19 protein-coding genes are annotated in these 23,662 nt (G+C 62.7%); 7 read left to right on the forward strand and 12 right to left on the reverse strand.

What is annotated here, in order from left to right; genetic code table 11:
* Positions 1-133: 133 nt before the first annotated feature.
* Positions 134-994, forward strand: a complete 861-nt coding sequence (locus KCX59_RS17895; protein ID WP_178995158.1) for an HAD family hydrolase — start codon at positions 134-136, stop codon at positions 992-994.
* Between the two features lie 595 nt (positions 995-1,589).
* The gene (locus tag KCX59_RS17900; protein ID WP_306294132.1) at positions 1,590-2,168 is read left to right on the forward strand and encodes an endonuclease domain-containing protein; all 579 of its coding nucleotides are present in this window, start codon (positions 1,590-1,592) and stop codon (positions 2,166-2,168) included.
* Positions 2,169-2,462: 294 nt separating this feature from the next.
* Here the strand turns inward: KCX59_RS17900 and KCX59_RS17905 are convergent, their stop codons facing one another.
* From KCX59_RS17905 to KCX59_RS17920, 4 genes are all read right to left on the reverse strand, one after another.
* Positions 2,463-2,561 carry a 30S ribosomal protein bS22 gene (locus KCX59_RS17905; RefSeq protein ID WP_003792170.1) on the reverse strand — a complete coding sequence of 33 codons (99 nt, stop codon included), beginning with the start codon at positions 2,559-2,561 and terminating at the stop codon, positions 2,463-2,465.
* Between the two features lie 165 nt (positions 2,562-2,726).
* Positions 2,727-2,939: a helix-turn-helix domain-containing protein gene (locus tag KCX59_RS17910; RefSeq protein WP_017199160.1), complete on the reverse strand. Its 213-nt coding sequence runs from the start codon at positions 2,937-2,939 to the stop codon at positions 2,727-2,729.
* A 164-nt stretch (positions 2,940-3,103) separates the two neighbouring features.
* Positions 3,104-4,252 carry a 3-deoxy-7-phosphoheptulonate synthase gene (locus KCX59_RS17915; RefSeq protein ID WP_091470478.1) on the reverse strand — a complete coding sequence of 383 codons (1,149 nt, stop codon included), beginning with the start codon at positions 4,250-4,252 and terminating at the stop codon, positions 3,104-3,106.
* A gap of 220 nt (positions 4,253-4,472) precedes the next feature.
* Positions 4,473-5,492: an acetylxylan esterase gene (locus KCX59_RS17920; protein WP_179017086.1), complete on the reverse strand. Its 1,020-nt coding sequence runs from the start codon at positions 5,490-5,492 to the stop codon at positions 4,473-4,475.
* 267 nt (positions 5,493-5,759) lie between these two features.
* On the opposite strand from KCX59_RS17920, the gene KCX59_RS17925 reads away from it, so the two are divergent.
* Positions 5,760-7,817: a DUF6807 family protein gene (locus tag KCX59_RS17925; RefSeq protein ID WP_179017043.1), complete on the forward strand. Its 2,058-nt coding sequence runs from the start codon at positions 5,760-5,762 to the stop codon at positions 7,815-7,817.
* Positions 7,818-7,928: 111 nt separating this feature from the next.
* On the opposite strand, the gene KCX59_RS17930 is transcribed toward KCX59_RS17925, so the two are convergent.
* The 5 genes from KCX59_RS17930 to KCX59_RS17950 are packed head-to-tail and all read right to left on the reverse strand — an operon-like array spanning position 7,929 to position 13,113.
* Positions 7,929-9,203 (reverse strand): MFS transporter, encoded by a 1,275-nt coding sequence (locus KCX59_RS17930; protein ID WP_178995167.1) that lies wholly within the window; start codon positions 9,201-9,203, stop codon positions 7,929-7,931.
* A gap of 37 nt (positions 9,204-9,240) precedes the next feature.
* Positions 9,241-9,891, reverse strand: a complete 651-nt coding sequence (locus KCX59_RS17935; protein WP_256871359.1) for a Poxvirus protein I5 — start codon at positions 9,889-9,891, stop codon at positions 9,241-9,243.
* Positions 9,892-9,903: 12 nt separating this feature from the next.
* Complete coding sequence (locus tag KCX59_RS17940) at positions 9,904-10,827, reverse strand: carbohydrate ABC transporter permease (protein ID WP_179017044.1); 924 nt, start codon at positions 10,825-10,827, stop codon at positions 9,904-9,906.
* The gene (locus tag KCX59_RS17945) at positions 10,824-11,777 is read right to left on the reverse strand and encodes a carbohydrate ABC transporter permease (RefSeq protein ID WP_091470469.1); all 954 of its coding nucleotides are present in this window, start codon (positions 11,775-11,777) and stop codon (positions 10,824-10,826) included. The genes KCX59_RS17940 and KCX59_RS17945 overlap by 4 nt, the downstream gene beginning before the upstream one ends.
* A gap of 49 nt (positions 11,778-11,826) precedes the next feature.
* Positions 11,827-13,113, reverse strand: coding sequence for an ABC transporter substrate-binding protein (locus KCX59_RS17950; protein WP_091470467.1), 1,287 nt, complete (start codon positions 13,111-13,113; stop codon positions 11,827-11,829).
* Positions 13,114-13,319: 206 nt separating this feature from the next.
* On the opposite strand from KCX59_RS17950, the gene KCX59_RS17955 reads away from it, so the two are divergent.
* Positions 13,320-15,356, forward strand: a complete 2,037-nt coding sequence (locus KCX59_RS17955; RefSeq protein ID WP_179017045.1) for a beta-galactosidase — start codon at positions 13,320-13,322, stop codon at positions 15,354-15,356.
* A 156-nt stretch (positions 15,357-15,512) separates the two neighbouring features.
* Here KCX59_RS17955 and KCX59_RS17960 read toward each other — a convergent pair whose 3' ends face one another.
* The 3 genes from KCX59_RS17960 to KCX59_RS17970 all read right to left on the reverse strand — a co-directional run bounded on the left by KCX59_RS17960 (position 15,513) and on the right by KCX59_RS17970 (position 18,866).
* Entirely contained in the window at positions 15,513-16,883 is a 1,371-nt protein-coding gene (locus tag KCX59_RS17960; RefSeq protein WP_179017046.1) for an ABC transporter substrate-binding protein, read from the reverse strand.
* A 113-nt stretch (positions 16,884-16,996) separates the two neighbouring features.
* Positions 16,997-17,929, reverse strand: a complete 933-nt coding sequence (locus tag KCX59_RS17965) for a carbohydrate ABC transporter permease (RefSeq protein ID WP_178995173.1) — start codon at positions 17,927-17,929, stop codon at positions 16,997-16,999.
* A complete protein-coding gene (locus tag KCX59_RS17970; RefSeq protein WP_091470463.1) occupies positions 17,922-18,866 on the reverse strand; it encodes a carbohydrate ABC transporter permease in 945 nt (314 codons plus the stop codon). The genes KCX59_RS17965 and KCX59_RS17970 overlap by 8 nt, the downstream gene beginning before the upstream one ends.
* A gap of 373 nt (positions 18,867-19,239) precedes the next feature.
* Here KCX59_RS17970 and KCX59_RS17975 point away from each other — a divergent pair, with 373 nt between their 5' ends.
* The 3 genes from KCX59_RS17975 to KCX59_RS17985 are packed head-to-tail and all read left to right on the forward strand — an operon-like array spanning position 19,240 to position 23,653.
* Positions 19,240-20,502 carry a dienelactone hydrolase family protein gene (locus KCX59_RS17975; protein ID WP_179017047.1) on the forward strand — a complete coding sequence of 421 codons (1,263 nt, stop codon included), beginning with the start codon at positions 19,240-19,242 and terminating at the stop codon, positions 20,500-20,502.
* Entirely contained in the window at positions 20,499-22,547 is a 2,049-nt protein-coding gene (locus tag KCX59_RS17980) for a DUF6807 family protein (RefSeq protein WP_179017048.1), read from the forward strand. The genes KCX59_RS17975 and KCX59_RS17980 overlap by 4 nt, the downstream gene beginning before the upstream one ends.
* Positions 22,544-23,653: a M24 family metallopeptidase gene (locus KCX59_RS17985; protein WP_179017049.1), complete on the forward strand. Its 1,110-nt coding sequence runs from the start codon at positions 22,544-22,546 to the stop codon at positions 23,651-23,653. The genes KCX59_RS17980 and KCX59_RS17985 overlap by 4 nt, the downstream gene beginning before the upstream one ends.
* The last annotated feature ends 9 nt before the right edge of the window (positions 23,654-23,662 follow it).

Below are 23,662 nucleotides of genomic sequence, written 5' to 3' on the forward strand. Positions count from 1 at the left end.
CCCCAACCCCTTCCCACCAACCCTCACTCACACCCCAACCCCTTCCCACCAACCCTCACTCACACCCCAACCCCTTCGCTACTCCGCCCGTGCGCCCTCAACGCAGTTCCCGGCGATTGACTAGACTCAAGGCATGCCCGAGGAGAAGAACGCCGCCGTGGTCGCAGATGCCTTGGTGCAAAACACCGCGCAGCGGGACGCGGCAAAACAGGATCTCGTGCGGAAGCACGCTGGCGAAGCCGCCTTCTTCGACGTCGACAATACGTTGATGAAGGGTGCAAGCCTCTTCCACGTGGCGCGCAAAATGTACGAACGCAAAGCGTTCACACTTTCCCAGGCCGCCGGATTCGCTTGGAAGCAGTTCAAGTTCGTCATGCGCGGCGAAAACATGGAAGACGTCCACTCTGTACGCGACTCCGCGCTGACTCTTGCTGCCGGCATCACTGTTGATGACATCAAGGCCTTGGGCGAAGAGGTCTATGACGAAATGATCGAGTCACGGATCTGGCCGGGAACCAAGGCGCTGGCAGAACAGCACCTTCGGGTCGGTCGGAAGGTGTGGCTCGTGACGGCTACGCCCATTGAGGTCGCCACTGTCATTTCCACCCGGCTCGGCCTAACCGGCGCCTTGGGCACAGTGGGTGAGGTGGACGAAGGTGTGTACACGGGGAAGCTCGTGGGGGACATCCTCCACGGACCTGCCAAGGCAATCGCGGTCCAACTCGTTGCCGATCGCGAGGGATTGGATCTGGACCATTGCTGGGCCTACAGCGACTCCGCCAACGACATTCCTTTGCTCACCATGGTGGGTCACCCCGTGGTGATCAACCCCGATGCGAAGCTTCGGCGGCACGCTCGTGAGAACAATTGGCCCGTTTACGATTTCCGCTCCGGACGCCGCGCGGCCACGCTCGGCCTCAAAGCCGCGACCGTCGGCGGAGCTGTGTATGGGCTGTGGCGCGGGTTCGCAAAGTTCCGTGGTCCCCGCATCTAACGCTCTCTCACATCCCTCGCGCCTAAACCCGTCCCTCTCTCACATCCCTCGTGCCTAAACCCGTCCCTCTCTCACATCCCTCGCGCCTAAACCCAACGCTCTCTCATATCCCTCGCGCCTAAACCCGTCCCTCTCTCACATCCTGCGTGGACCTCGATCAGCCTGTGGATAACTTCCGACGGCTCAAGGGTTTCTGGGCAAGAATGCCGGTATGCAGAATGCCGCACCACTTCCTCCCCGACTGACCGCTGCGCCCTTCACCCTCGACGAGGCCGAGGCTGCAGGCCTAAAACGGTCGCACTTATGGAATCGCGCCAAAATCGACGGGGTCAGCCGTGGCGTTTATCGGCCTTCCGATTGGGATTTCGAGCTGTCGGCGGCTGCAAGATCGCTGTCAGCTGCAACTCCCGGGGCATGGATTTCCCATGTAACCGCTGCCCGGATTCATGGCACATTTCTCCCACCTTGGTTATCAGATTCCAACGAATTGCACCTCAGTAAGCCCAGGCATCTCCCCTCAGTGCGGCGTAAGGGAGTGATCGGACATACGGTAGTAGCCTCCGCGGATGAGATCGAGTACGTCCAAGGCATCTGGATGAGCACTCGGTCGCGGACCTGGTTGGATCTCGCACGACGCCTGCCGCTTCCCGACCTCGTCTGCATGGGCGACCAGCTCATTCGCACTCCCAGGCCGGAGTTCGAAGAACGCGAAACTGCTTTCACCACGCTTAAGGCTCTTCGCGATTTGGTGGGCAGACACAAGAATCTGCAGGGCGTTGTTCGGGCAAGAGAAGCACTCGACCTCATGCGGGTGGGCGCCGATTCCGCACCCGAGTCGCTGCTCCGCTTGGCGATGTTGGACGCAGGAATTCCCGAACCGGAACTGCAGGTGCAGCTCCGACAGAATGATCCGTTCTCCCCGTCCGCGGACCTGGGCTTTCGTGCTCGGCGAGTAGCCCTCCAGTATGACGGCGGTCATCACCACGAGCGGGAACAAATATTCAGCGATCGGCGGCGCGACAAAGCATTCGAAGCAGCAGGCTGGACGGTACTCAAATTTGGCAAGAATGACTTGGCAGACAACTTTTCGGCAGCCACGCAGAAGATCAAAAGCGCTCTGCGATCAGCATGGCAGGATCCGGCGGTCAGCGCGGGCTTTTCCCGAGGGACCTGAGAGAGCATCCCCACCAAACCCGAGGGACCTGAGAGAGCATCCCCACCAAACCCGAGGGACCTGAGAGAGCATCCCCACCAAACCCGAGGGACCTGAGAGAGCATCCCCACCAAACCCGAGGGACCTGAGAGAGCATCCCCACCAAACCCGAGGGACCTGAGAGAGCATCCCCACCAAACCCGAGGGACGTGAGAGAGCGACCCCACCAAACCTGAGGGACGTGAGAGAGCGTTGGGATGCAAAAATGCCCGCCACCTCGAAAGGCAACGGGCATTCACGCTTGAAGAAGTATCTCTACTTCTTATTGCGGCGCTGGTGGCGAGTCTTACGAAGCAGCTTGCGGTGCTTCTTCTTGGCCATACGCTTGCGGCGCTTCTTAATAACTGAACCCACGAAAGTTCCTTACAAACTAGAAGTTCCTGTCTGTTGGAACAGATCCACGGAAGCAGACAAGTACAACTGACAGATTCTTACATTGACGTAAAACGTTCCTTAACAGAGTACCGCTTCAAAGGGGCACCCCATGACCACGGTCCGCGGGACGGACTCATGAAACCCTCAGGCGGTCTCGGATTGCCCGTCCACCACGGCACCTTTGAGGTACTGGGCGACGGCCTCTTCAGGAACCCGGAAGGAACGGCCGAACCTTACGGCGGGCATTTCCCCTGAGTGGACCAAGCGATACACGGTCATTTTGGAAACACGCAGGACATCGGCCACCTCGGCCACCGTCATGAAACGCGCATTCGAGAAGTTAGTCTCCGCGGACATTTCCCATATTCCTTTGCTCTCAGACAGTAGGACACCCCCAGTGGAACGGTGTGCCGATGCTGAGCCATCAAACAACCATGTGCTAGATACTCTAGAGGCTGATGGTGCCAATGTGAAAGAGCCTCCAGTAACTTGGGGACAACCCCACGCTCGGGCTTCCGGATCTACGCCGCAACCACCGCACGACGCTTCCGTGCCGACGCTGCGAGCTGCTCCAACACGGAGGCCGTAACATCCCATTCCATGCAGGCATCCGTGACGCTCTGGCCGTAAACAAGCTCCTGCTCCCCCGCGAGCTGCTTGGCCACATCCAGGTTCTGCGCGCCTCCTACAAGGAAACTCTCCAGCATGACGCCGGCAATCGGCGAGGTCTCCCCCGCTTCGAGCTGCGCCCCGATTTCCAGTGCAACCTCGGCCTGCCGGTGATGGCTCTTGCCACTGTTGGCGTGGCTGGCATCCACGATCAAGCGCGGGTTCAGCCCCTTTGCTGCAAGCTTGGATGACGCAGCTGCCACATCGGCAGCGGAGTAGTTGGGACCCTTGCGTCCGCCGCGGAGGATCACGTGTGTGTCAGGGTTTCCGGACGTCGCAACGAGAGCCGCGCGGCCGTCGTCGTCGATTCCCAGGAAGGCCTGCTCAGCGGCGGAGGCACCGCAAGCGTCGATGGCCACCTGGAGATCGCCGTCGGTTCCATTCTTGAAGCCGATAGGCATGGACAGCCCGGATGCGAGCTGGCGATGGATCTGGCTCTCCGTGGTGCGGGCGCCGATCGCGCCCCAGGAGACGAGGTCAGCCATGTACTGCGGGCTGATGGGCTCCAGGAATTCTGTGGCCGTGGGCAAACCCAATGCGGTGACCTGCTTCAGGAATCCGCGGGCTGCGCGCAGGCCGGCGGCGATGTCGTGGCTGCCGTCCAGGTGGGGATCGTTGATGAGGCCCTTCCAGCCCACAGTGGTGCGCGGCTTTTCGAAGTAGGTCCGCATGACGATCAGCAGGTCTTCTTTGTGCTTCTCGGCCTGGCTGACCAACCGGCGGGCGTATTCGAGACCAGCCTTGGGATCGTGGATGGAGCACGGGCCAACGATCACCAGGAGGCGATCGTCCACGCCGTCCATGATGGCGCGGACCTGGTCGCGGCCACGGTCGACGACGGCAGCCGAGCGGCCGTCGAGCGGCAACTCGGCGATGAGGTCCTGCGGGGCGGGAAGCGGCTCGAATCGGGCAACCCGCAGATTGGAGGTAGCGGGCTGAGCAGCGGCTCCGGATTCAGCGGAGTCGAGCGATGCGGTGGGTTCTGCGGCGATGCTGGTCATTTCTGGGTCCTGTTCCGGGATGCGGAGCGGGCCCCTTTTCAGAACCCGCCGGATATGGCGAAGGGCAGAGAATAATCTCTGCCCTGTTGGCTCTGAAGGAAAGTTGGATGCGTGTCAGTTAGACGCGGGCCCCTCCAGAGCCAACGAAAAATACGCATACCAACGCTTAGTCATAGCCACACCATAGCCGCGGTTCTTCACAGCAGGCAAATCGCGCCCATCAAGATGACAACAGTTTGCGCAGGAACTGCAACTGCTTGATCCAGTGGTGCTCCTGCCCGCCCTCGTGGTTGTTGAAACGGTAGACCTCAATGTCCTTCTCAGGCGCGCCGCCTTGTCCTCGTGAGCCGGTGCCGTAGCTGTTGAAGCTGGCGAACACCGTTGACGGAGGGCAGATATCGTCCATCTGCGCAGCGGAGAACAGCGCCGGGACCGTGGCCGCGCGGCCCAGGTGGACGCCGTCGAAGTAGTTCAGCACGGCCAGCATGGGCTCATACTTTTCGCGGTGCCGTCCCAAAAATCCCGCGATCTCGGGGTACGGGCCACGGGGAGTGATGTCGATCGCGCGAGCGAAGTCCTGCAGGAACGGGACGTCGGGCAGCGCGGCGATAACGCCGTCGAGCCTTCCGGCCGTCAGCCCGGCAGCAGCTACAGTGATGCCGCCACCCTGGCTCACACCGGCCAGCACCACCTTGGAAGGGTCGACGGCGGGATGGTTCTGTGCCGCTTCTACCGCACGGAAGGCGTCCACGTAGACCCGCCGGAAGTAGTAGTTGTCCTGGTGATCGGCACCCCGGGTCATGAGTCCGGCGTAGTTGATGCCACCGGCAGACGGGTGCGGATCCGGAGTGTCGCCGGCAACGCCACCGTAGCCTTGTCCGCGCGTGTCCATGATGAAGTGCACGTAGCCTGCCTGCGCCCACCGGGTGTTCTGGTTGACCAGGCCCCTGCCACCGGAGTAGCCGATGTACTCCACAACCACGGGAAGCTGCTCCCCTGGCTCAAGCTGCGCGGGTACGTGTAGCCAGCCCTTGATGCGGTCTCCCCCAAAGCCGGAGAAAGTGACATCGAAAGTGTTGATCACACTGAGGTAGTTGTCCACTGGCTCAAATACCGCATCAAGCGGGAGTGCGCGGGCATCTGCGATGGTTCGGTCCCAGAACTCCTCGAAGTCACCTGGTGCAGTTGCTGTGGAGGTGTAGGTGCGGAGCTGATCAAGGGGAAGGTCGAAGAGGGGCATGGTCCATTCCGGTTCAGGTGGGTCTGACTGGGCAGATTCAGGCTGCGGGCGTGCTGTTGCGCGCACTAGAGGACATCCTACGTCATCTGAATCCACCAAATTTGTAGCTGCTTGAATCGTTACATTTTGAGAGTGAGCGAGCTAAACTGAACATAGCCAATCGCGGGAAAGCGCTTGCTGAGGTGTAGCCTAATCCCGCCCCAACACTTTTGTGAAGACCCAGGCGACGGCGTCACGCGTCATCGTTGCCGCCAGCCGAGGAGAGCCATGGACACCCAGTCCGCCAGTAGTCCAACAACCTTCGGGACTCGCGCTGCCACCGGGACCGCCCCTGCCAGGATCGCCCTCGTGGGAGTTCACGGTTTCGGTACGCACCATTTGCGGAACCTCGAACGGCTCAGCGACCAGGGCAAGGTGGACCTTGTTGCCGTGGCCGACCCCAATCCCCCGGCACCCGGAGATCTGCCAGCGACAACAGCCGTCCATACGAACCTGGACGAGCTGCTGGCCGGCGAGCATCGTCCGGATGTCATCATCGTTGCAACCCCAATTCAGACCCATGCTCCGTTAGCCCTATCTGTGCTCGCCGCCAAGGCGGATCTGTATTTGGAGAAGCCCCCCGTTGCCTCTATGAGCGACTTCCTCCGTCTCCAGGAAGCGGCGGGACAGGCCGGCCGCAGTGTCCAAATCGGTTTCCAAAGCCTCGGATCCCACGCCCTCGCGGCCTTGGAAAAGTTGGCGGGCGGTGAAGCCACGGAAGCGCTGCCAAGCATCGGCAACCTGAAGGGGATAACTGCTACGGGCCGTTGGGTCCGGGATCGTGCCTATTACAAGCGCTCCCGCTGGGCAGGCAAACGCAGCCTTGACGGCGTGGATGTGGTTGATGGCGTCGCCACCAATCCGTTGGCCCACGCAATCGCCACGGCGCTCCGCATCGCCGGAGCGCGGGAAGCGAAAGACCTCGCGTCTGTGGAGACGGATCTTTACCGCGCGAACGATATCGAAGCGGACGACACCTCCGTGATCCGCTTGCGCACCATTGGCGGTTTGCCCATCACGTGCGCCCTCACGCTCTGCGCTACCGAATCCGTGGAACCCTACGTCACACTCCACGGAACGGAAGGTTCGGCGGTGTTCCACTACACAGAAGACCGCGTAACAGTCCACACGGAGGCGGGCGAAACCTCTCACACCTTCGGACGGGACGACCTCACGGAGAACCTTCTCCAGCACCTGTCAGAGGGCACGCCGCTGCTAAGCCCCCTCGATCACAGCGGCGCGTTCATGCGGGTTTTGGAAGCTATCCGCACAGCCGAGGCACCCGCGTTGATTCCCCGGGAATACGTCGAATGGGTAGGAACGGGCGAGCAAGCCCATGCGGTGATCCCGAACATCGAGGACATCCTGGAACGCGCCACCCGATCCCATGCCACCTTCTCCGAACTGGGGCTTCCTTGGGCGCGGCCGACCACCGCAGGCGCCGAGGCACTCTTCTCCCCCGACACCACCCCGACCGACGCCGCGGCACTTCCCACCGCAGTCCTCCGCTCCGGAAGCAACCTCGAGCCCGGCCTCTCCCCGCGGCCTTACGTGCACCCGGTGTCCACACCAGCCGGCATCGTGGTCACGGACCACCTGCCCTCGGACCATGTGTGGCACCTCGGTGCGGGCTTCGCACTGCAGGACGTCAACGGGAGCAACTTCTGGGGCGGTCGCAGCTACCGCAGGACGGCCGGAAAGTACGTGGATTTGAAGGACCACGGCAGGATCGAGACAGCGAGTGTCGCCCGGGAAGAAGACGCCACCACGCTTGACCTCAACTGGCTCACATCCGACGGCAGCCTCGTCCTCAACGAACGGCGCTCCCTGAGCCGCACGATCCTGGATGCGCGCACCTGGCGACTCGAGATCCAGACCCGGCTCACCGCCGTCGTGGATGTTTCCCTGGGCAGTCCCGGCTCCCATGGCGCGGCCGGGAGCGGTTACGGCGGCTTCTTCTGGCGTCTTCCAGTCAATGCTTCCTCGCGCGTCTTCTCCTCCACAGCCGAAGGCGAGCCTTCTGTTCACGGTTCCGTAGCGCCGTGGCTGGCTTGGGCGGGAGAGTTCGACGGCGGCCCTGCCACTCTGGTGTTTGGCGCACCTTCGGAGTCGGCGGACCCGTGGTTCGTGCGGTGCAGCGACTACCCGGCGGTGGGTTCTGCCTTGGCATGGGATGCCGCGGTGGAACTGGCGGCAGGGGCTTCCCTCACCCGTACCAACACTGTGTGGATCAGCGACGGAATCCTGGATGTGGCCGCGATCGAGGGCTTGGTTTCAGGCAGATGAGTGCTCGCTGACGCGTTGTGAGGCCCGCCCTGCATGGTATTTGCCATGAATAGCCTGCAGAACGGGCCCCGCAACGCGAAGGCACGGTGTTTGGCAATTACCGGCGGCCCGCTAGGCGCCGCGGCGGGCCGAAAAGCGCCAGAGCAGGAAGCCAATCACGGCCGCGGACAGCATGCCCAACGCTCCCGTGACCACAAGCCCCGTGCGGACGCCGAAGTCCTCCGTGAGCCACCCGGCCAGCAAGCCGCCCAAGGCATGGCCACCCAGCAGAAGCGGGAAGTACAGCGCCAGGACCCTGCCGCGCACGCTTGCCCCGGCCTCGAGCTGTACCGCAGTGGCTGCGCTCGTGAGGAACACCAGGGTCATGAAGCCCACGATTATGAGCATCACCACAAACCACTCCTGCGTGGGCATCAAGGCAGCGAGCGCTTGCGTCAGGCCGAAGAGCCCTGCACTGGCCACGATCCCCTTCCGCCCAAAGCGCTTAATCCGTGTTGCCACCAAGGCCCCTGCAAGAGCTCCCAGAGCGCTGACGGTGTTGAAGAGCCCAAAGCCGGCCGGTCCGCTATGCCACACTCCGTCCGCGAACGCCGCGAGAACAACCGGCCCGTTCATGCCGAAGGCACCCAATAAGCCCGCGAGCAGCATGGTCAACAGCAGGGGTGGGCGCGCTCGAACGAAGCGGAAACCCGCGAGGATCTGGCCTTTCCGGGCAGTGGGACCAGGCGCTTCCAAAGAATGGTGCAGCTCCCCCGGCCTGATGGACGCGATCATGACCAAGACAGATACGCCTATCAAAGCGTTGGCAGCGAAGGCCGCCGCCGGACCCGCTTGGGCAATGACCACGCCTGCCAGCGCAGGGCCAGCCATGGCTCCCAGCTGGCCTATTGCACTGTTCAGCCCGATGGCGGCGGGCAATCCTTGGTCGCCCACCACTTCGTTGACGAAAACTTGCCGGGCCGGTCCATCGATGGCGCTGGTGATGCCCAAGGCAATACAGGACGCATAGACCACCCAGACATCCGTGCCACCCATCGCGTTCCATACGGCCAGGCCGGCGGCCAGTAACGCGGCGACGGATTGGCAGACAAGGAGGATGCGGCGTTTGGGGAAGAGGTCCACCAGCACGCCGCTGATGGGTCCCACCACCAGCATGGGCAGGAACTGCAGTGCAACGGCGAGGCCTACTGCGGCCGGACTGCCCGTTAGCTGTAGCACCAGCCAGTCCTGAGCAAGACGCTGCATCCAGACGCCGCCACTCCCCACAAGGGAGAGGGTGACGAAGATCCGGTAGTTGTGGTGCCTCAGCGGGTAATGCCAGCTTTCCGTGGAACGGGCTCGCGGTGCAGTGGATTTGGGGCGCGGTGGGAACGGGCGCGGCGACACGGAGGGTTCTGCTCGATTCAGCGGGTTGGGTCGGATCTCAACGATGGGAGCGGATTTTGATCGCAGCTGCGGCAAGGACCAGGGTCCCGGGAACGATGACGAACAGAGCCTGCAGCATCCAAACGAAGACAACAGTCATGAAAACTGCAGCAAGCAATAGCAGCGAACCTGTCCAGTCCCGCAATCCATCAGCCTTGGCCTGCGAGTAGGCAAGCGCCCATCGCTTCGGGCCGGGAACGTCGGCGGGTTGCTGGTCAGCATCGCCACTCCAGTTGACGCCACCGCTCCAATTGGCAGCGATCCGCAGGAAGAGCACTGCGCCTGCTGCAGCGAAAATCAGCGTAGCGGGCAGGATCACCGCTCGGCCGGGCAGTTGACCCACCAGGGCGAGCAACAGGTTAAGGACAATCACGACGGCGGCTACCGCCGTCGTGATTCCCATCTTCCAACTACCGGGAAGCGCACGACGGAAATTCCCCCACAGGCTCCGGAGGGAATCGTCCCTCCCGCCGAGGTGCCTTTCCAGGTGCGCGACGCCGGCCGCATAGGCAGCCGGCGCCGTCACCAAGGGGACGGAGAGGAGGAGCACGATGACTCCCGCCAGGACGGTCTCGGCGAAGAGGGCAAAGCGGTTTACCGGAATCCCGGGGTTTCCCGAAGACTTGCCTGTGGCGTTCATTGTGCTCATTCTCTGTTGTCCTTAGCCTTTGAGGCCCTGCGTCGAAACGCCTTCGACGATGTAGCGCTGGAACACCAGGAAGAAGACCAGCACAGGCAGGAGCGCCAGGACGGACATGGCGATCATGGCACCGTAGTCCGAAGACTGCGTCTGGTCTACGAAGAGCCGCAGCGCGAGCGGGAGCGGGTATTTTTCGGGGGTGTTGAGGTAGAGCAGCGGGCCGAGGAAGTCGTTCCAGCTCCAGATGAAGGAGAAAATGGAGGTGGAAATCAGGGCCGGCTTCATCAGCGGGAGCATGATGGATCCGAAGATCCGCACGTGTCCTGCGCCGTCGATGCGGGCTGCTTCGTCGAGTTCGGCCGGGAGGCCGCGCATGAACTGGACCATGAGGAAGACGAAGAACGCGTCCGCGGCAAGGAACTTGCCGATCAGCAGCGGCACGTAGGTATCCACCAGGCCAAGCTGCTGGATCACGATGTACTGCGGGATGATCACCACGTGGAACGGCAGGAGCAAGGTGGCGATCATCATGCCGAAGAACAGGCCTCGGCCGGGGAAATTGATCCGGGCGAAGGCGTAGGCGGAAATGGACGCCGAGAGGACGGTTCCCACCACGGCGCCGACGGCCAGGATCAGCGAGTTGGTAAAGAACGTCAGCGTGGAGACGCCGCCGATTCCTTCCATGGCCGTAACGAAGTTGTCGAAGCTGAAGTTGTTCGACCACAACGCGTTGTTGGCGCCGCCAATCTCGGAGTTCGGTTTGAAGGACGCGGAGATCATCCAGATGGCCGGGTAGAGGACCATCGCCACCAGTCCCAAGGCAACAATGTGGAAGATTGTGCTCTTGATGCGCTTGGCCGTGGTGGACTCTGACTTCGGGTTGTACACCGGTGGCGCTGATGGTTTCGTGGGAGCGGGCTGGGTGGGTGTTGCCATGGTTGTCATTTCGAATCACCGCTGTAGTGGACCCAGGACTTGGAGGTCTTGAAGAAGATCAGCGTGATGACGCCGACCACGATCACCAGGAGCCACGCCATTGCCGAGGCGTAACCCATCCGGAAGTCGCTGAAACCGCGCAAGTACAGGTAGAGGGTGTAGAAGAGGGTGGAACCTGCCGGGCCGCCTTCACCGTTGGAGATGATGTAGGCCGAGGCGAAGATCTGGAAAGCGTGGATGGTTTCCATGAGCAGGTTGAAGAAGATCACCGGGGAAAGCATGGGCCAGGTGATGTTCATGAACTTCCGCACTGGACCGGCACCGTCCATCGAGGCTGCTTCATAGAGGTCCGCCGGAATCTGCTTGAGGCCGGCCAGGAAGATCACCATGGGGGCACCGAACTGCCAAACGGTCAGCAGGATCATCATGGGCATGGTCATGGAAGGGTTGCCCACCCAACCACCGAGGTTGATCCCGAAGAACGACAAGCCCTGGTCCACGGGGCCGGCGTCACCGAACATCGCCTTCCAGACAATGGCGATGGACACGGACGCGCCGATCAAGGACGGTGCGTAGAACGCGGACCGGTAGAAGCCCTGGCCCTTGCGCTTGCTGTTGAGCAACATGGCAATGGCCAAAGCGGCCGCGAGTTTCAGCGGGGTACCGAAGATGACGTAGTTCAGGGTCACGCCCACTGACTGCAGGAATCGCTCGTCCTGGAAGAGGGTGGTGTAGTTGTCCAAGCCGATCCACTTGGGAGCTTCGAAGAGGTTGTAGTTGGTGAAGGACAGGTACAGCGAGGAAATCATCGGGCCTACGGTCAGGGCGATGAATCCGAGCAGCCAGGGCAACAGGAAGGTGTAGCCGGCGCGGGCATCCGCGCCCCGCCGCCGCGACTTGCGCGGCTGCGGGGAAGCGGACGACGACGAGCGCCTGCTCAGGGTTGGGCTTTGAGTCACGAGATCAGTCCGTCAGTCGGGAAAGCCTGGATTAGACGCATGGGTCTGGTCAGGCGTTCTGCTTGATGAGGTCTTCGGCTTCCTTGAACCATGCATCGGCTGCGCCGTCCAGGGTCAGCTTGCCGTAGTTCAGTTCGGAACTGACCCGCTTGAAGGAGGCTTCAAGCGTGCCGAAACCGACGATGGGGGGCTCGGGGGCGTCCTTGAGGTACTTCTCGATGGACTTCTCGTAGTCCACCACCAGCTTGTCCGTGCCTTCGAAGGTAGTGCCGTCGCGCTGCGTCTTCGACGCCGGTACACCGCGGGAGGTCTTGAAGATCTGGCCAACCTCGGGATCGTTGACCATGAAGTCGATGAAACGGGCAGCAGCATCCTTGTACTTGGTCTTGGCGCTGGCAACCATGAGCATGGAGGGCTTGAGGAACAGGCCCAGGTTGTCCGGATCGTCAGACGGGACCGGCACCAGCTTGAGTTCCTTGGCACCGCTGTCGCCCAGGTAGCCGGCCATGAAGTTGTCCCACGTGACTTCACTGGCAGTGACGTTGGAACCCATGGCGGACTTGGGGGCGAGCTGGGTGACCCGCTCTTCAGGAACGAGTGCGGGGGTGCCGCGAAGCTCGGCGGTAGTGTTCCACCACTTCTTGAGGTCGTCCTTGGTGAAGCCCAGCTTGCCATCATCGGTGAACGCCTGGATGTTGTTCTGGCGCAGCCAGATGTTGAACATCCACCACACCCCGGTGTAGTCAGTGCCGCCGTAGAACGCTCCGTTGCCCTTCTGTCCTACCTCGAGCATGAATGCGTTGAACTCTTTGTAGGTCCACTGTCCATCCGGCTCGGCGATTCCCAGGCTCTGGAGCTTGGCGGGATCGTAGTAAACCGCGAAGGCGTTCGTGCTGGTGGGGATGCCGTAGGTCTTGCCCCGGATCTGCCCCGAGGGGAGCAGGGACTTATCGAAGGCTTCCGTGTTGATTTTCACGGTGCCCAGGTCAAGAAGCTGATTCCGCTGGCCGTAGTCGCGCAGGTAGGAAAGGTCCCACTGCATGACGTCCGGCAGGCCGCCGCCTGCTGCCTCGGTGGCACGCTTCTGCCAGTATCCAGCGAAGTCAGTGAAGTTTCCGTTCACCTTGATATCCGGGTTCTTGGACTCGAACAGGGCAATCGCCTTGCGGGTACGCTCCGCCCGGTCGTCGTTGCCCCACCAGGTGTAGTTGATGGTGACGGGGTTCTCCGCGGAGCCCGTCTGTCCCGCGGATGAGGACGGGCCACAAGCAGAGAGGAACGCGGCAGATGCAGTGCCGAGAGCCACGGTGGTGAGGAATTTCCTTCTATCGATCATGAGAGCCTCCTTGCTCAGTTGGTGCAAGCTTCCAAGTTCTCTACAACGTGGCAGTGATCTCGCTTACACTCGTTCTGAATCGATACAATATCCCTAATCGCGAAAGTGGGCAAGCGTTTTCCAAAGATCGCAATTTCACCGATACGCTGCACTCATACCTTCAGTAGCATCAGTACCAGCACTGCCAACCTGACGAAGGAGTCCCCTTGACCTCCCCCGAAATCCCCCGCAGTCCGTCCGTCTGGAACAGTCTCGACGGCCTCGCTTACGGCGGCGACTACAACCCGGAGCAGTGGCCGGAAGACATCCGGCTCGAGGACATCGAGCTCATGAAAGAGGCCGGCGTCAACTTTCTCAGCGTCGGCATTTTCTCGTGGGGCCTCCTGGAGCCCACTGAAGGACACTACGATTTCGGCTGGTTGGACGATGTCATGGACAACCTTCACGGGGCCGGCATCAAAGTGGCCCTGGCAACAGCCACTGCTTCTCCCCCTGCTTGGCTGGCCCGCAAATACCCTGAGATTCTCCCCATCACCGCGGAAGGAATCAGGCTGGAGCGGGGCTCACGACGCCACTACACGCCGTCGTCGGCTGTGTACCGCAGGTACGCCACCGCCATGACCCGCGCGCTCGCCGAACGATACAAAAATCACCCGGCCCTGGCGCTCTGGCACGTGGACAACGAACTTGGCTGCCACGTTGGCGAGTTCCATGGCGAAGAAGATGCAGCCGCTTTCCGGGCGTGGCTGGAACGACGATACGGCTCCATCGAGGCCCTCAACGAGGCCTGGGGTACGGCGTTTTGGTCGCAGCACTACGCTTCCTTCGAGGAAATCATCCCACCGGGGGCCGCGCCCACCACCCTCAATCCCGGGCAGCAGCTGGACTTCGCACGCTTCAACTCCTGGGCCTTCATCGACTACTACCGCGAGCTGCTGGCCGTCATCCGCGAGGTCACCCCCAACATCCCGGCAACCACCAACTTCATGGTCTCCAGCGCCACCAAAGCCCTGGACTACTTCGATTGGTCCAAGGATATGGACGTGATCGCCAACGACCACTACCTCGTGGCCGCGGACCCGGAGCGCGAGATTGAGCTCGCTTTCAGCGCCGACCTCACCCGCGGGGTGGCGGGCGGCGAGCCGTGGATCCTCATGGAACATTCGACGTCGGCGGTGAACTGGCAGCCGCACAACCAGCCCAAGATGCCCGGTGAAATGCTCCGCAACTCCCTCACGCATGTAGCCCGCGGCGCCGACGCCGTCATGTTCTTCCAGTGGCGGCAAAGCAAGGCCGGCTCGGAGAAGTTCCACTCGGCCATGGTGCCCCACGCTGGCCGTGACACGCAGGTGTGGCGGAACGTGGTGGATCTCGGCGATGCGTTGTCCAAACTGGAACCAGTCAAGGGCTCCCGCGTGGAATCCCGGGTTGCGATCGTGTTCGATTACGAAGCCTGGTGGGCTTCGGAGTTGGATTCGCACCCGAACAACTCGCTGAAATACCTCGATGCCATGCGCGCCTTCCACCGCTCCTTGTACCTGCGCGGGATCACTGCGGACTTTGTGCACCCGTCGTCGGATCTGTCCGGCTATGACCTCATTTTGGTGTGCACCTTGTACTCCGTGACGGACACCGCGGCTACCTCGATTGCTGCCGCGGCTGAGGCCGGTGCCACGGTGCTCATCAGCTACTTCAGTGGCATCGTGGACGAGCGGGACCACGTGCGGCTTGGCGGCTACCCGGGCGCCTTCCGCGAACTGTTGGGGGTGCGGAGCGAGGAATTCCACCCGCTCTTCCCCGGCACGTCGGTCACGTTGAGCGACGGAACAGTATTTGAACCCGGAACAGCCGGAACCGTGTGGAGCGAGCACGTACACGCCTCCCCGGGCACGGAGGTTCTGGCAACTTTCACCGACTACCCGCTCCACGGCGTCCCGGCCCTGACCCGGCGCACCGTCGGATCAGGTTCGGCCTGGTACCTCGCCACGCTTCCCGACGCCGATGGCATTGACTCGCTGACCGCCCGACTCGTGGAGGAAGCAGGGGTGACGGCCGCGACCGAGGTGTCTTCCGGCGTCGAACTCGTCCGGCGGCGCGCCGCTGACGGCCACAGCTTCCTGTTCGCCATCAACCACGGCCAGGAAGACGTTACCGTGAAGGCCGACGGCGGCGAACTGCTCAGCGGCGCACGCTTCACCGGCGTTGTCCCCGCCGGAGCCGTGGCCGTCATCGCGGAAGACTGACCCAAGTAAGTAGCAGATGATGCCGTTCTGACGCGTCATAACGACATCATCTGCTACCTAGTTGGGCGGGCACGCGAAACGGTGGGCCCACGAAAAACCGCGCCCCGAGCGGATCACGAATGATTCGCCCGGGGCGCGGTTTCCGTTTCGAAGGGGCTAGCTGATGGCGGACTTCATTTCGTCCACGGCCTTCTTGCCTGCTTCTTCCGGCGAGAGCCTGTTGAACATGACCTCGGAGGTGTACCGCTTGATGATTTCCTGGATGGCGCCTGCGCCCTTCGGCGGGGCTGCCGGAGCCTCCCCGAGTTCTTCCTTGATGGCGCCGATGAAGTCGACCACCTTCACGTCTGCCTTGGCCAGCTTCGGAGCAATTGCCTCGCGGACCTCAGAGTTCGGATACACGCCGCGGTCAGCAAGGAGGATCTCGCCGGCCTTGACGTTATTGGTCAGGAAATCGATGAACTTTGCCGTCTCTTCCGGGTGCTTGGTCCGCGAAGATGCAGACCAGAACTGCGAGGCTTTGTACCAGAGCCCGGCATCTTCGGCCTTGCCCGTCTTGGACGGGAACCGGAGGATCTGCAACTCGCCGCCGGCAGCCTTCTCGAGAGCCGGAAGCTGGTTTGACCACCAGAACGCCATGCCGTTCTTACCCGTGGCGAGTCCGCTCTGATCCAGTGGCGCAGCCTCAGCTTCAACGATTTCCGAGGCGGTGGGTACCGCCTTGTTTTCGCTCATCTGCTTCAGAAATTCCCAGTAGCCCTTGATGTCCGAGGGCTCGAAGCCAAGCTTGCCATCCGAGGTGTAAAGCGACTTGCCGTTCTGCCGCAGCCACACGCCAAGGGAGGCTTCATCCGTTCCGTAGGCAGCCGCACCGTACGTTCCCTTCGGGGACTTGGCGGTGACCTCGGCCGCAATGCGTTCGAAGTCCTCCCAGGTCCATGTCTTGTCGTCAGGAAGCGGGACGCCCGCGGCCTGGAAGACTGCCGGGTTGGCGAGGATGGTGGCGGCATTGATGCCCGCGGCTATGCCGGTCAGCCCATCCTCGCCCTTGCCTGCGTTCAACGCGGCCTCATCCAGCTTGGACGTATCGATGTCGTACTTGGAGAGGTCCAGCAGTGCGCCGCGGGTGGAGTATTCCGTGATGTACTTTTCGTCCATCTGAATGATGTCCGGAGCGTCGTTGGCTGCGACCTGGGTGGCCAGCTTGTCCCAGTAGCCACTCCAGTCGCCGTACTCGGGCTTGATCTTGATGTTGGGGTTTTCGGCTTCGAAGGCCGCAATTGCTTCCTGCGTCAGCTGTGCACGCTTGTCCCCGCCCCACCATGAAAAGCGGAGCTCCACCTTGCCATCGGCACTCTTTGCTTCCGGCCCTCCGCCGCCACCGCAGGCGGTGAGGGCGAGAACTGCTGCAGCTGTGGCCGCAACGAGGGCGGAGGCACGGAGCCTGCGGTTGGACTTGGGCGCTGATGCGCGGGTTTTTGAGGCAGCTGCGGGGGCGGCTGCCTCACCCTTTGGATTTACCGGCACTGTTGTCTCCGATCTTCTTTGATCTCGATGCGAACTGAGAAAGCGTTTTCCCGTTGCGATTATGATACAAGTCACAATCTTGTATTACAAGACACCGACTTGTTCTAGTTGTTTTATTTGATGCCCGTGGTGGCGATGCCCTTGATGAGGAACCGCTGGCCGAAGAGGAAGACCAGGAACACGGGGAGCAGGGACACAATGGACATCGCGAAGAGCGATCCCCAGCTGGTTGCCGACTGTGAGTCGACAAACGCCCGAAGAGCAACAGGAACTGTGAACATGTCCGGGTCCGTGAGGTAGATCAGGGCGCCGAAGAAGTCGTTCCAGGTCCAGATGAACGTGAAGATGGTGGTGGTGGCCAGGGCCGGAACCATCAGGGGCAGTATGACGCGGAGGAAGATCCTGGGGTGGCCGGCACCGTCAATGCGGGCTGCCTCATCAAGGTCTTTCGGAATGCCCCGAATGAACTGGACCATCAGGAACACGAAGAACGCGTCCGTCGCAAGGAGTTTGGGCACAATGAGCGGCCAGAAGGTATTCACCCAGCCGATCTGGGAGAACAGGATGTACTGAGGGACGATCACCACGTGGAACGGAAGCATGATGGTCAGCAGCATGATGCCGAAGAAAATCTTCTTGCCGCTGAACTGCAGGCGGGCGAAAGCATAGGCAGCCATGGAGCAGGAGATCAGGTTGCCAAGGATCGAGCCGAGGACCACGATCGCCGAGTTGACCATGTAGTGCCCGAACGGGTGCGTCAGGGCGGACCAGCCATCGGTGTAGTTGCTCATCTCCAGGCTCTCGAGCCACAGGCCGGGTTCGCGGAAGATGAGGTCGTTTTGTCGCAGGGAGGAAACTACCATCCACAGCAGCGGGTAGATCATCACTCCGCCCACGATGATCAGGATGGCGTGCTTGACCAGGCCCTTGATTCGGGCGCTGCGGCTGAAGGCCAGGCTGCCTGGAGATTCGCGGCGTCGCGGGCTCTTGCCGTCCTTCCCTGAGGAGGAATCGGAGGCCGCGGGGAGGGTCTGGAGTTTAGTCATCGTAGAACACCCAATACTTTGAAGCGATGAAGTTGATGGCGGTGAAGACACCGATGATGACCAGCAGGAACCAGGCCATCGCTGAGGCGTAGCCCATATCAAACTGGCCGAAGCCCTTTTGGTACAGGTACAGGGTGAAGAACATGGTGGAGTCGGACGGGCCGCCGTTGCCGCCGGAGACGATGAACGCCTGCGTGAACGACTGGAACGATCCGATGATCTGAAGCACCAGGTTGAAGAAGATGATGGGGCTCAGCATCGGGAGGGTGATCCGCCAGAACTGCTGCAGCGTGGTGGCACCGTCAACCTTGGCTGCTTCGTAATACATCACGGGTATCTGCCGAAGGCCGGCCAGGAAGATGATCATGGGGCTGCCAAAGGTCCACACGTGCAGCAGGATGATGGAACCCAGGGCGGTATTGGGGTCAGAGATCCAACCGGGTCCCTCAATGCCAATCATCGCCAGGACCTGGTTCACCAGGCCGGTGGTGCCGAAAATCTGCTTCCAGAGGATGGCAACTGCCACCGATCCGCCCAGCAGGGACGGCAAGTAGAAAATGGATCGGTAGAACGGCAGCCCGCGCAGCCCCTTGTCCAGGACCAGGGCAATCAGCAAGGCCACGCCCAACTGTAGCGGCACACCCACCAGTACGTACGTGAACGTGACGCGGAGCGAGTTGTGGAGGCGGGCATCACCGAACATGCGGACGAAGTTATCCAGCCCCACCCATTCCGGCGGCTGCAGGAGGTTGTAGTCCGTGAAGGACAAGTACAACGACATCAGCATGGGGCCCACTGTGATGGCGACCAGGCCAATGAGCCACGGAAGGAGGAAAATGTAGGCGGCTTTGTTGTCGCGGCCGTTCGCCTTCTTCTCTTCTTTGGACATGGGACCCTTGCGCCGGGTCATCGTGGAGAGTTCGCCTATAGCGCTCATTGCTTCCCCCTCGCCGGAGCGCGAACGCCTTGCGGCGTCCCCGTGCGTAGTACAGCGGCCATGTGGTCTCCTTTGGTCATCGTGGCCATCCACGGAATACAAGTGTGGTTGGTGCTTGCCGTCCAGGACGCCGCCATTGGTGTGGCGTTTCCCCTTGGAAGCACCAGGCTCAGGTCCCGGTGTTCAGCGGCTCCGTACCAAAGTAAACGTTTTCTTGACCCATGTACAGCCTTTTGCTAATTTTTGAGAAAGCGTTTTCTTGCAGAGCTGCTTGAACGTGTTTTCCACGCTGAAGAAACCCGGCGTGCGCTACCGCACACCCTTCCGCATCGATAAGGCAGGACACTATTGTTTCCCACTAACTCCGCCTGCCATGACTGCCGTTGACATGGCAGCATCCCCCACCCGACCCAGCGCACTGGCTGGCTACGAGGATTGGCCGGCCTACGTCGCCCGGCACCGACTCACCGCCCACTCCGAGGATGCCCGGCAACTCGCTGACACACTAGGCGTGCCCGCCGTAACACCGGACCTCGAGTACGCAGTGCAGTCCGATTCAGAGCACGACGGCGTCATCACCTCGCGCCTGCAGTGGCAGTTGGGTTTCGGGCCAAGGACGTCCGCGTGGTTCGTGCGGCCGGCCGTCGCCACGGGGCCGCTGCCCGGGTTGCTCGCCCTGCACTGCCACGGCGGGATCAAGGCCTGCGGTGCTGAGCGGCTTGTGTCCCTGCCCGACGGTGGGCACAATCCCGACGGCGGGGGCAATCCCGACGGCGGCGCCCCCTTGGGCGAGAGGCCCGGCAGTGCCCCAGGTTCTGCGTCGCTTAGGTTGCCGCCCCTCGATGTCAGGGCAAAGCTCTATGGCGGCCGGGCATTCGCCACGTGGTTGGCTCAACAAGGCTTCGCCGTCCTTGCCCACGACACCTTCATGTGGGGCAGCCGCCGCTTCGGACTCGATCCCCTTCCTTGGCGAACTGCCAATGCGGTCAGCGGCCAGGAGGCACTCTGGCGGGAGGCCGGCGTCGAACCTTCCGCAGCGGAACGGTTCAACGCAGCGGCTGCCGCCCATGAGGAAACTGTGGCGAAGGCCGCAGCGCTGATCGGCACCAGTGTTACCGGGACCGTTGCGCACGACGACCTCGCGGCATTGGGTGTCCTCGCATCGATTCCGGGCGTGGACATGGATCGGCTTGGCTGCGTGGGCTTCTCCGGCGGTGGCGGGCGGGCGATGGTGCTCGGTGCGCTGAGCCCGATGATCCGGAGTTATGTGGTGACGTGCATGATGACCACGTTCGGCTCGCTCCTGCCCTCCTACCTGGACGCACACTCTTGGTTGCTGCACACTCCCGGGCTGGCCAAGCTCGGGGATTGGCCGGATCTGTCAGTCCGCTCCAGTGCCACGGTCCTGGTCCAATACGGGCTGGCTGATCAGCTTTTCCCGGAACAGGGAATGCGCGATGCCCATCACCATCTCCTGGAGAATATGCCGGCCCGCTACACGGGGAGCTTTTGGCAGGAACCCCACGTTTTCACCCCGGCAATGCAGGACGAAGCCGCGTCTTTCCTCACCGCAACCTTGCAGCCCCGCCAACCCACCAGCACGCCCACACCTGATTCCACTAGGACATACCAATGACACAACCCCTCACCGTCACCACAGCGGGGGGCCATGCCCGGCTCCCTCGCATCGCACTCGTGGGCGTGCACGGCTTCGGCGAACGGCACCTCGAAAACCTTGCTCGCCTGGGTGCTGACCGTACCCTCGAGCTGGTTGCTGTGGCCGATCCGCACCCCCCGGAAGAGGGAACGCTCGGCCCCGACGTCGCGGCCTTTGCTTCCCTTGACGAGCTCCTGGCTGCAGGAACCGCCCCTGACGTCGTCATCGTCTCCACGCCTATCCAGACGCACGCGCCGCTTGCCCTCGCTGCCCTCAAGGCCGGGTCCAACGTCTACCTGGAGAAGCCACCGGTGGCGTCCATGGCGCAGTACCAGGAGGTCATGGCAGCGGCCGCGAGCGAGGGCCGCTTGGTGCAGGTGGGTTTCCAAAGTCTGGGTTCTGAGGCCCTGCCCGCGATTGAAACCTTGGTGGAATCCGGTGAAATCGGCGAAGTCCGCGGCATCAGCGCCACGGGGCAGTGGCTGCGGAGCAAGGCGTACTTTAAGCGGTCCCGATGGGCCGGGAAACGCAGCATCAACGGGACCGACGTGGTGGACGGAGTGGCCACCAATGCCTTGGCGCATGCTGTGGCTACCGGGCTCCGGCTGGCTGGCGCCCGGACAGTGGCGGACGTTGAATCCGTGGATACCGACCTTTACCGGGCGAATGACACCGAAAGTGACGACACCTCCGTGGTGAGGGTCCGGATGGCAGGCGGTACTGTCCTGACCTGCGCGTTGACGCTCTGCGCTCCCGTGCAGTCCGCGCCGTCGGTCACCATCCACGGGACGCTGGGGCAGCTCACGCTCTTCTATACGGAGGACCGCCTGGAGGTTACCTCTCCACGGGGTCTCCGGACTGAGACCTACGGACGGATCGACTTGCTGGAGAACCTGCTGGCGGCCCGCAGCGAGCAGGACCTCCTCAGCCCGCTCTCCGGGGCCGGCGCGTATGTGTCGGTCCTGGAGGCCATCCGCACGGCCGATGCACCCCGGGAGATACCTTCGGAGTTCATCACGTGGGAAGGCACCGGCGACGATGCCCACGCCGTGGTGCATGGCATCGAGTCTCTAATCCGCCGGGCAACCTTGGGGCAGGCCACGTTTGCTGAGCTCGGCGCCCCTTGGACTTTATCCGGCGGACCCACCCTGGATATAGACGGCACGCCCGTCGCAACTTTGGAGGACGGATCCCGTATCCGGCCTACGTCGTCGCCGCGGCCCTACCTCCACCCCGTGCGGACGCTCGCCGGCACCGTGGTTACCGATCACGTCCCCGAGGATCACGTGTGGCATCTCGGAGCAGGAGTTGCCCTCCAGGACGTTGACGGCATCAACTTCTGGGGCGGCCGCACTTACACCCGCGACGCCGGGGCATACGTGTGGCGGAAAGACCACGGACAGATTGTGGTTGAAGCCGCGGAGCACGCTGACGGAGAGCGGCGCGAACAGTTGAGCTGGCTCGGCCCCGACGGATCACCGGTACTCCGGGAACAACGGGAGTGGCGCTGGGCCGCCGTCGGAAATTCAGCGTGGAAACTCACGTTGGACTTCATCCTGGAATCCGCCACGGGGCGTCCGGTGCTACTGGGCAGCCCCGGCTCCAACGGGCGGCCGCAGGGCGGTTACGGTGGCTTTTTCTGGCGGCTGCCGAAGGTCGGCGACGCCACCATCTGGACTCCCGGCTCGAGGGGCGAGGACGCCGTGCACGGCAGCGTAGCGCCATGGCTGGCTTGGTCCGGAACGTTCGACGCCGGACCCGCCGGGGCCTCGCACGTCGCCGGCGATCCCGGGCTGGGCCATCCGGCCACGCTCGTGTTTCTTGCAGCGCCCCAAGCGCCTGACCCTTGGTTCGTGCGGCACTCGGGCTACCCCGGCGTCGGACTGTCCTTGGCGTGGGATGCGCCGGTGGCAACCGAACCCGGCCGCCCGGTCAAACGAACTGTCACCGTGCTCATCGCGGACGGCTTTTTGGCAACACAAGACATTGAACAACTCATCACCACCTTGGGGGAATCGGCATGACCACGCCTACTCAATTCACGCCGGCCCTGACTGCGGCCACTGCGCCCGGCAACGTTGCCGACCGCGCGGTAAAGCGCCAGCGGGTGCTGGACATTCTGGACGCTGCGGGCCGCGACTCGCTATTGCTCACAACCAACACGGCCCTTACCTGGTACCTGGACGGCAGCCGGGTCCATATCAGCCTGGCCGGCGACCCCATCGCGGCCCTCTTGGTAGACCGCTCCGGCGACCACTTGGTCACTTTCAACAATGAGGCCGGACGGATCGCTGCAGAGGAATTGCCGGACGGGGTCAGCCTGGACACGGTTCCGTGGCACGGCCAATTGCATGCGGCCGCGGCGGACCTGGCCGTTGATGGCAACCCGCTGGCGGAAGCGACCGTCGCCACGGAGCTGCGGGCGGCCCGCCAGCAACTACTGCCTGCCGAGGCAGCCCGGTACGCCTCACTTTCCGCCGACGCAGCCGCAGCCATGACGGACGTCCTCATGGCTGCGACCCCGGAAACCACGGAATTCCAGCTCGTCTCAGAGCTGGCAGCGCGGATGGTGACGGTGGGCGCCGAGCCGCTTGTCCTACTTTGCAATGGTGCTTCCCGGAGCGACTTCCGGCACCCGCTCGCCACGCATTCCCCCCTCGGACGCCGCGCCATGGCCGTGGTGTGCGCGCGCCGGAACGGCTTGGTTGCCAACGTCACCCGTTGGGTAGCGTTCGACGCCGGCACTCCCCGGGAGCTCGACGCCGAGGCACGCATCGCCGCTGTTGAGGCCGACATCTTCCGGGCCACGGTGCCCGGGGCCCGCCTCAACGAGATCTTCGCCGAGATTAAGCAGTCCTATGCGCGGCACGGCTTCGGCGATGACCAGTGGACGCTTCACCACCAGGGCGGACCGGCCGGTTACGCGGGCCGCGATCCCAGGGTCACCGCTGACGTCACGGATACGGTGGTGCTCAACCAGCCCTTCACGTGGAACCCGTCCGGGCCCGGTGTGAAGATCGAGGACACGGTGCTGCTCACGGATTCCGGCCTGCGCGTCCTGACCACTGACCACCGTTGGCCGACCACCGAAGTTGACGGCCGCCGTCGTCCGCTGACGCTGCGCCCCTAACACCTGCAC

Source organism: Paenarthrobacter nitroguajacolicus (genome assembly GCF_051027655.1).
Classification (GTDB): domain Bacteria; phylum Actinomycetota; class Actinomycetes; order Actinomycetales; family Micrococcaceae; genus Arthrobacter; species Arthrobacter nitroguajacolicus.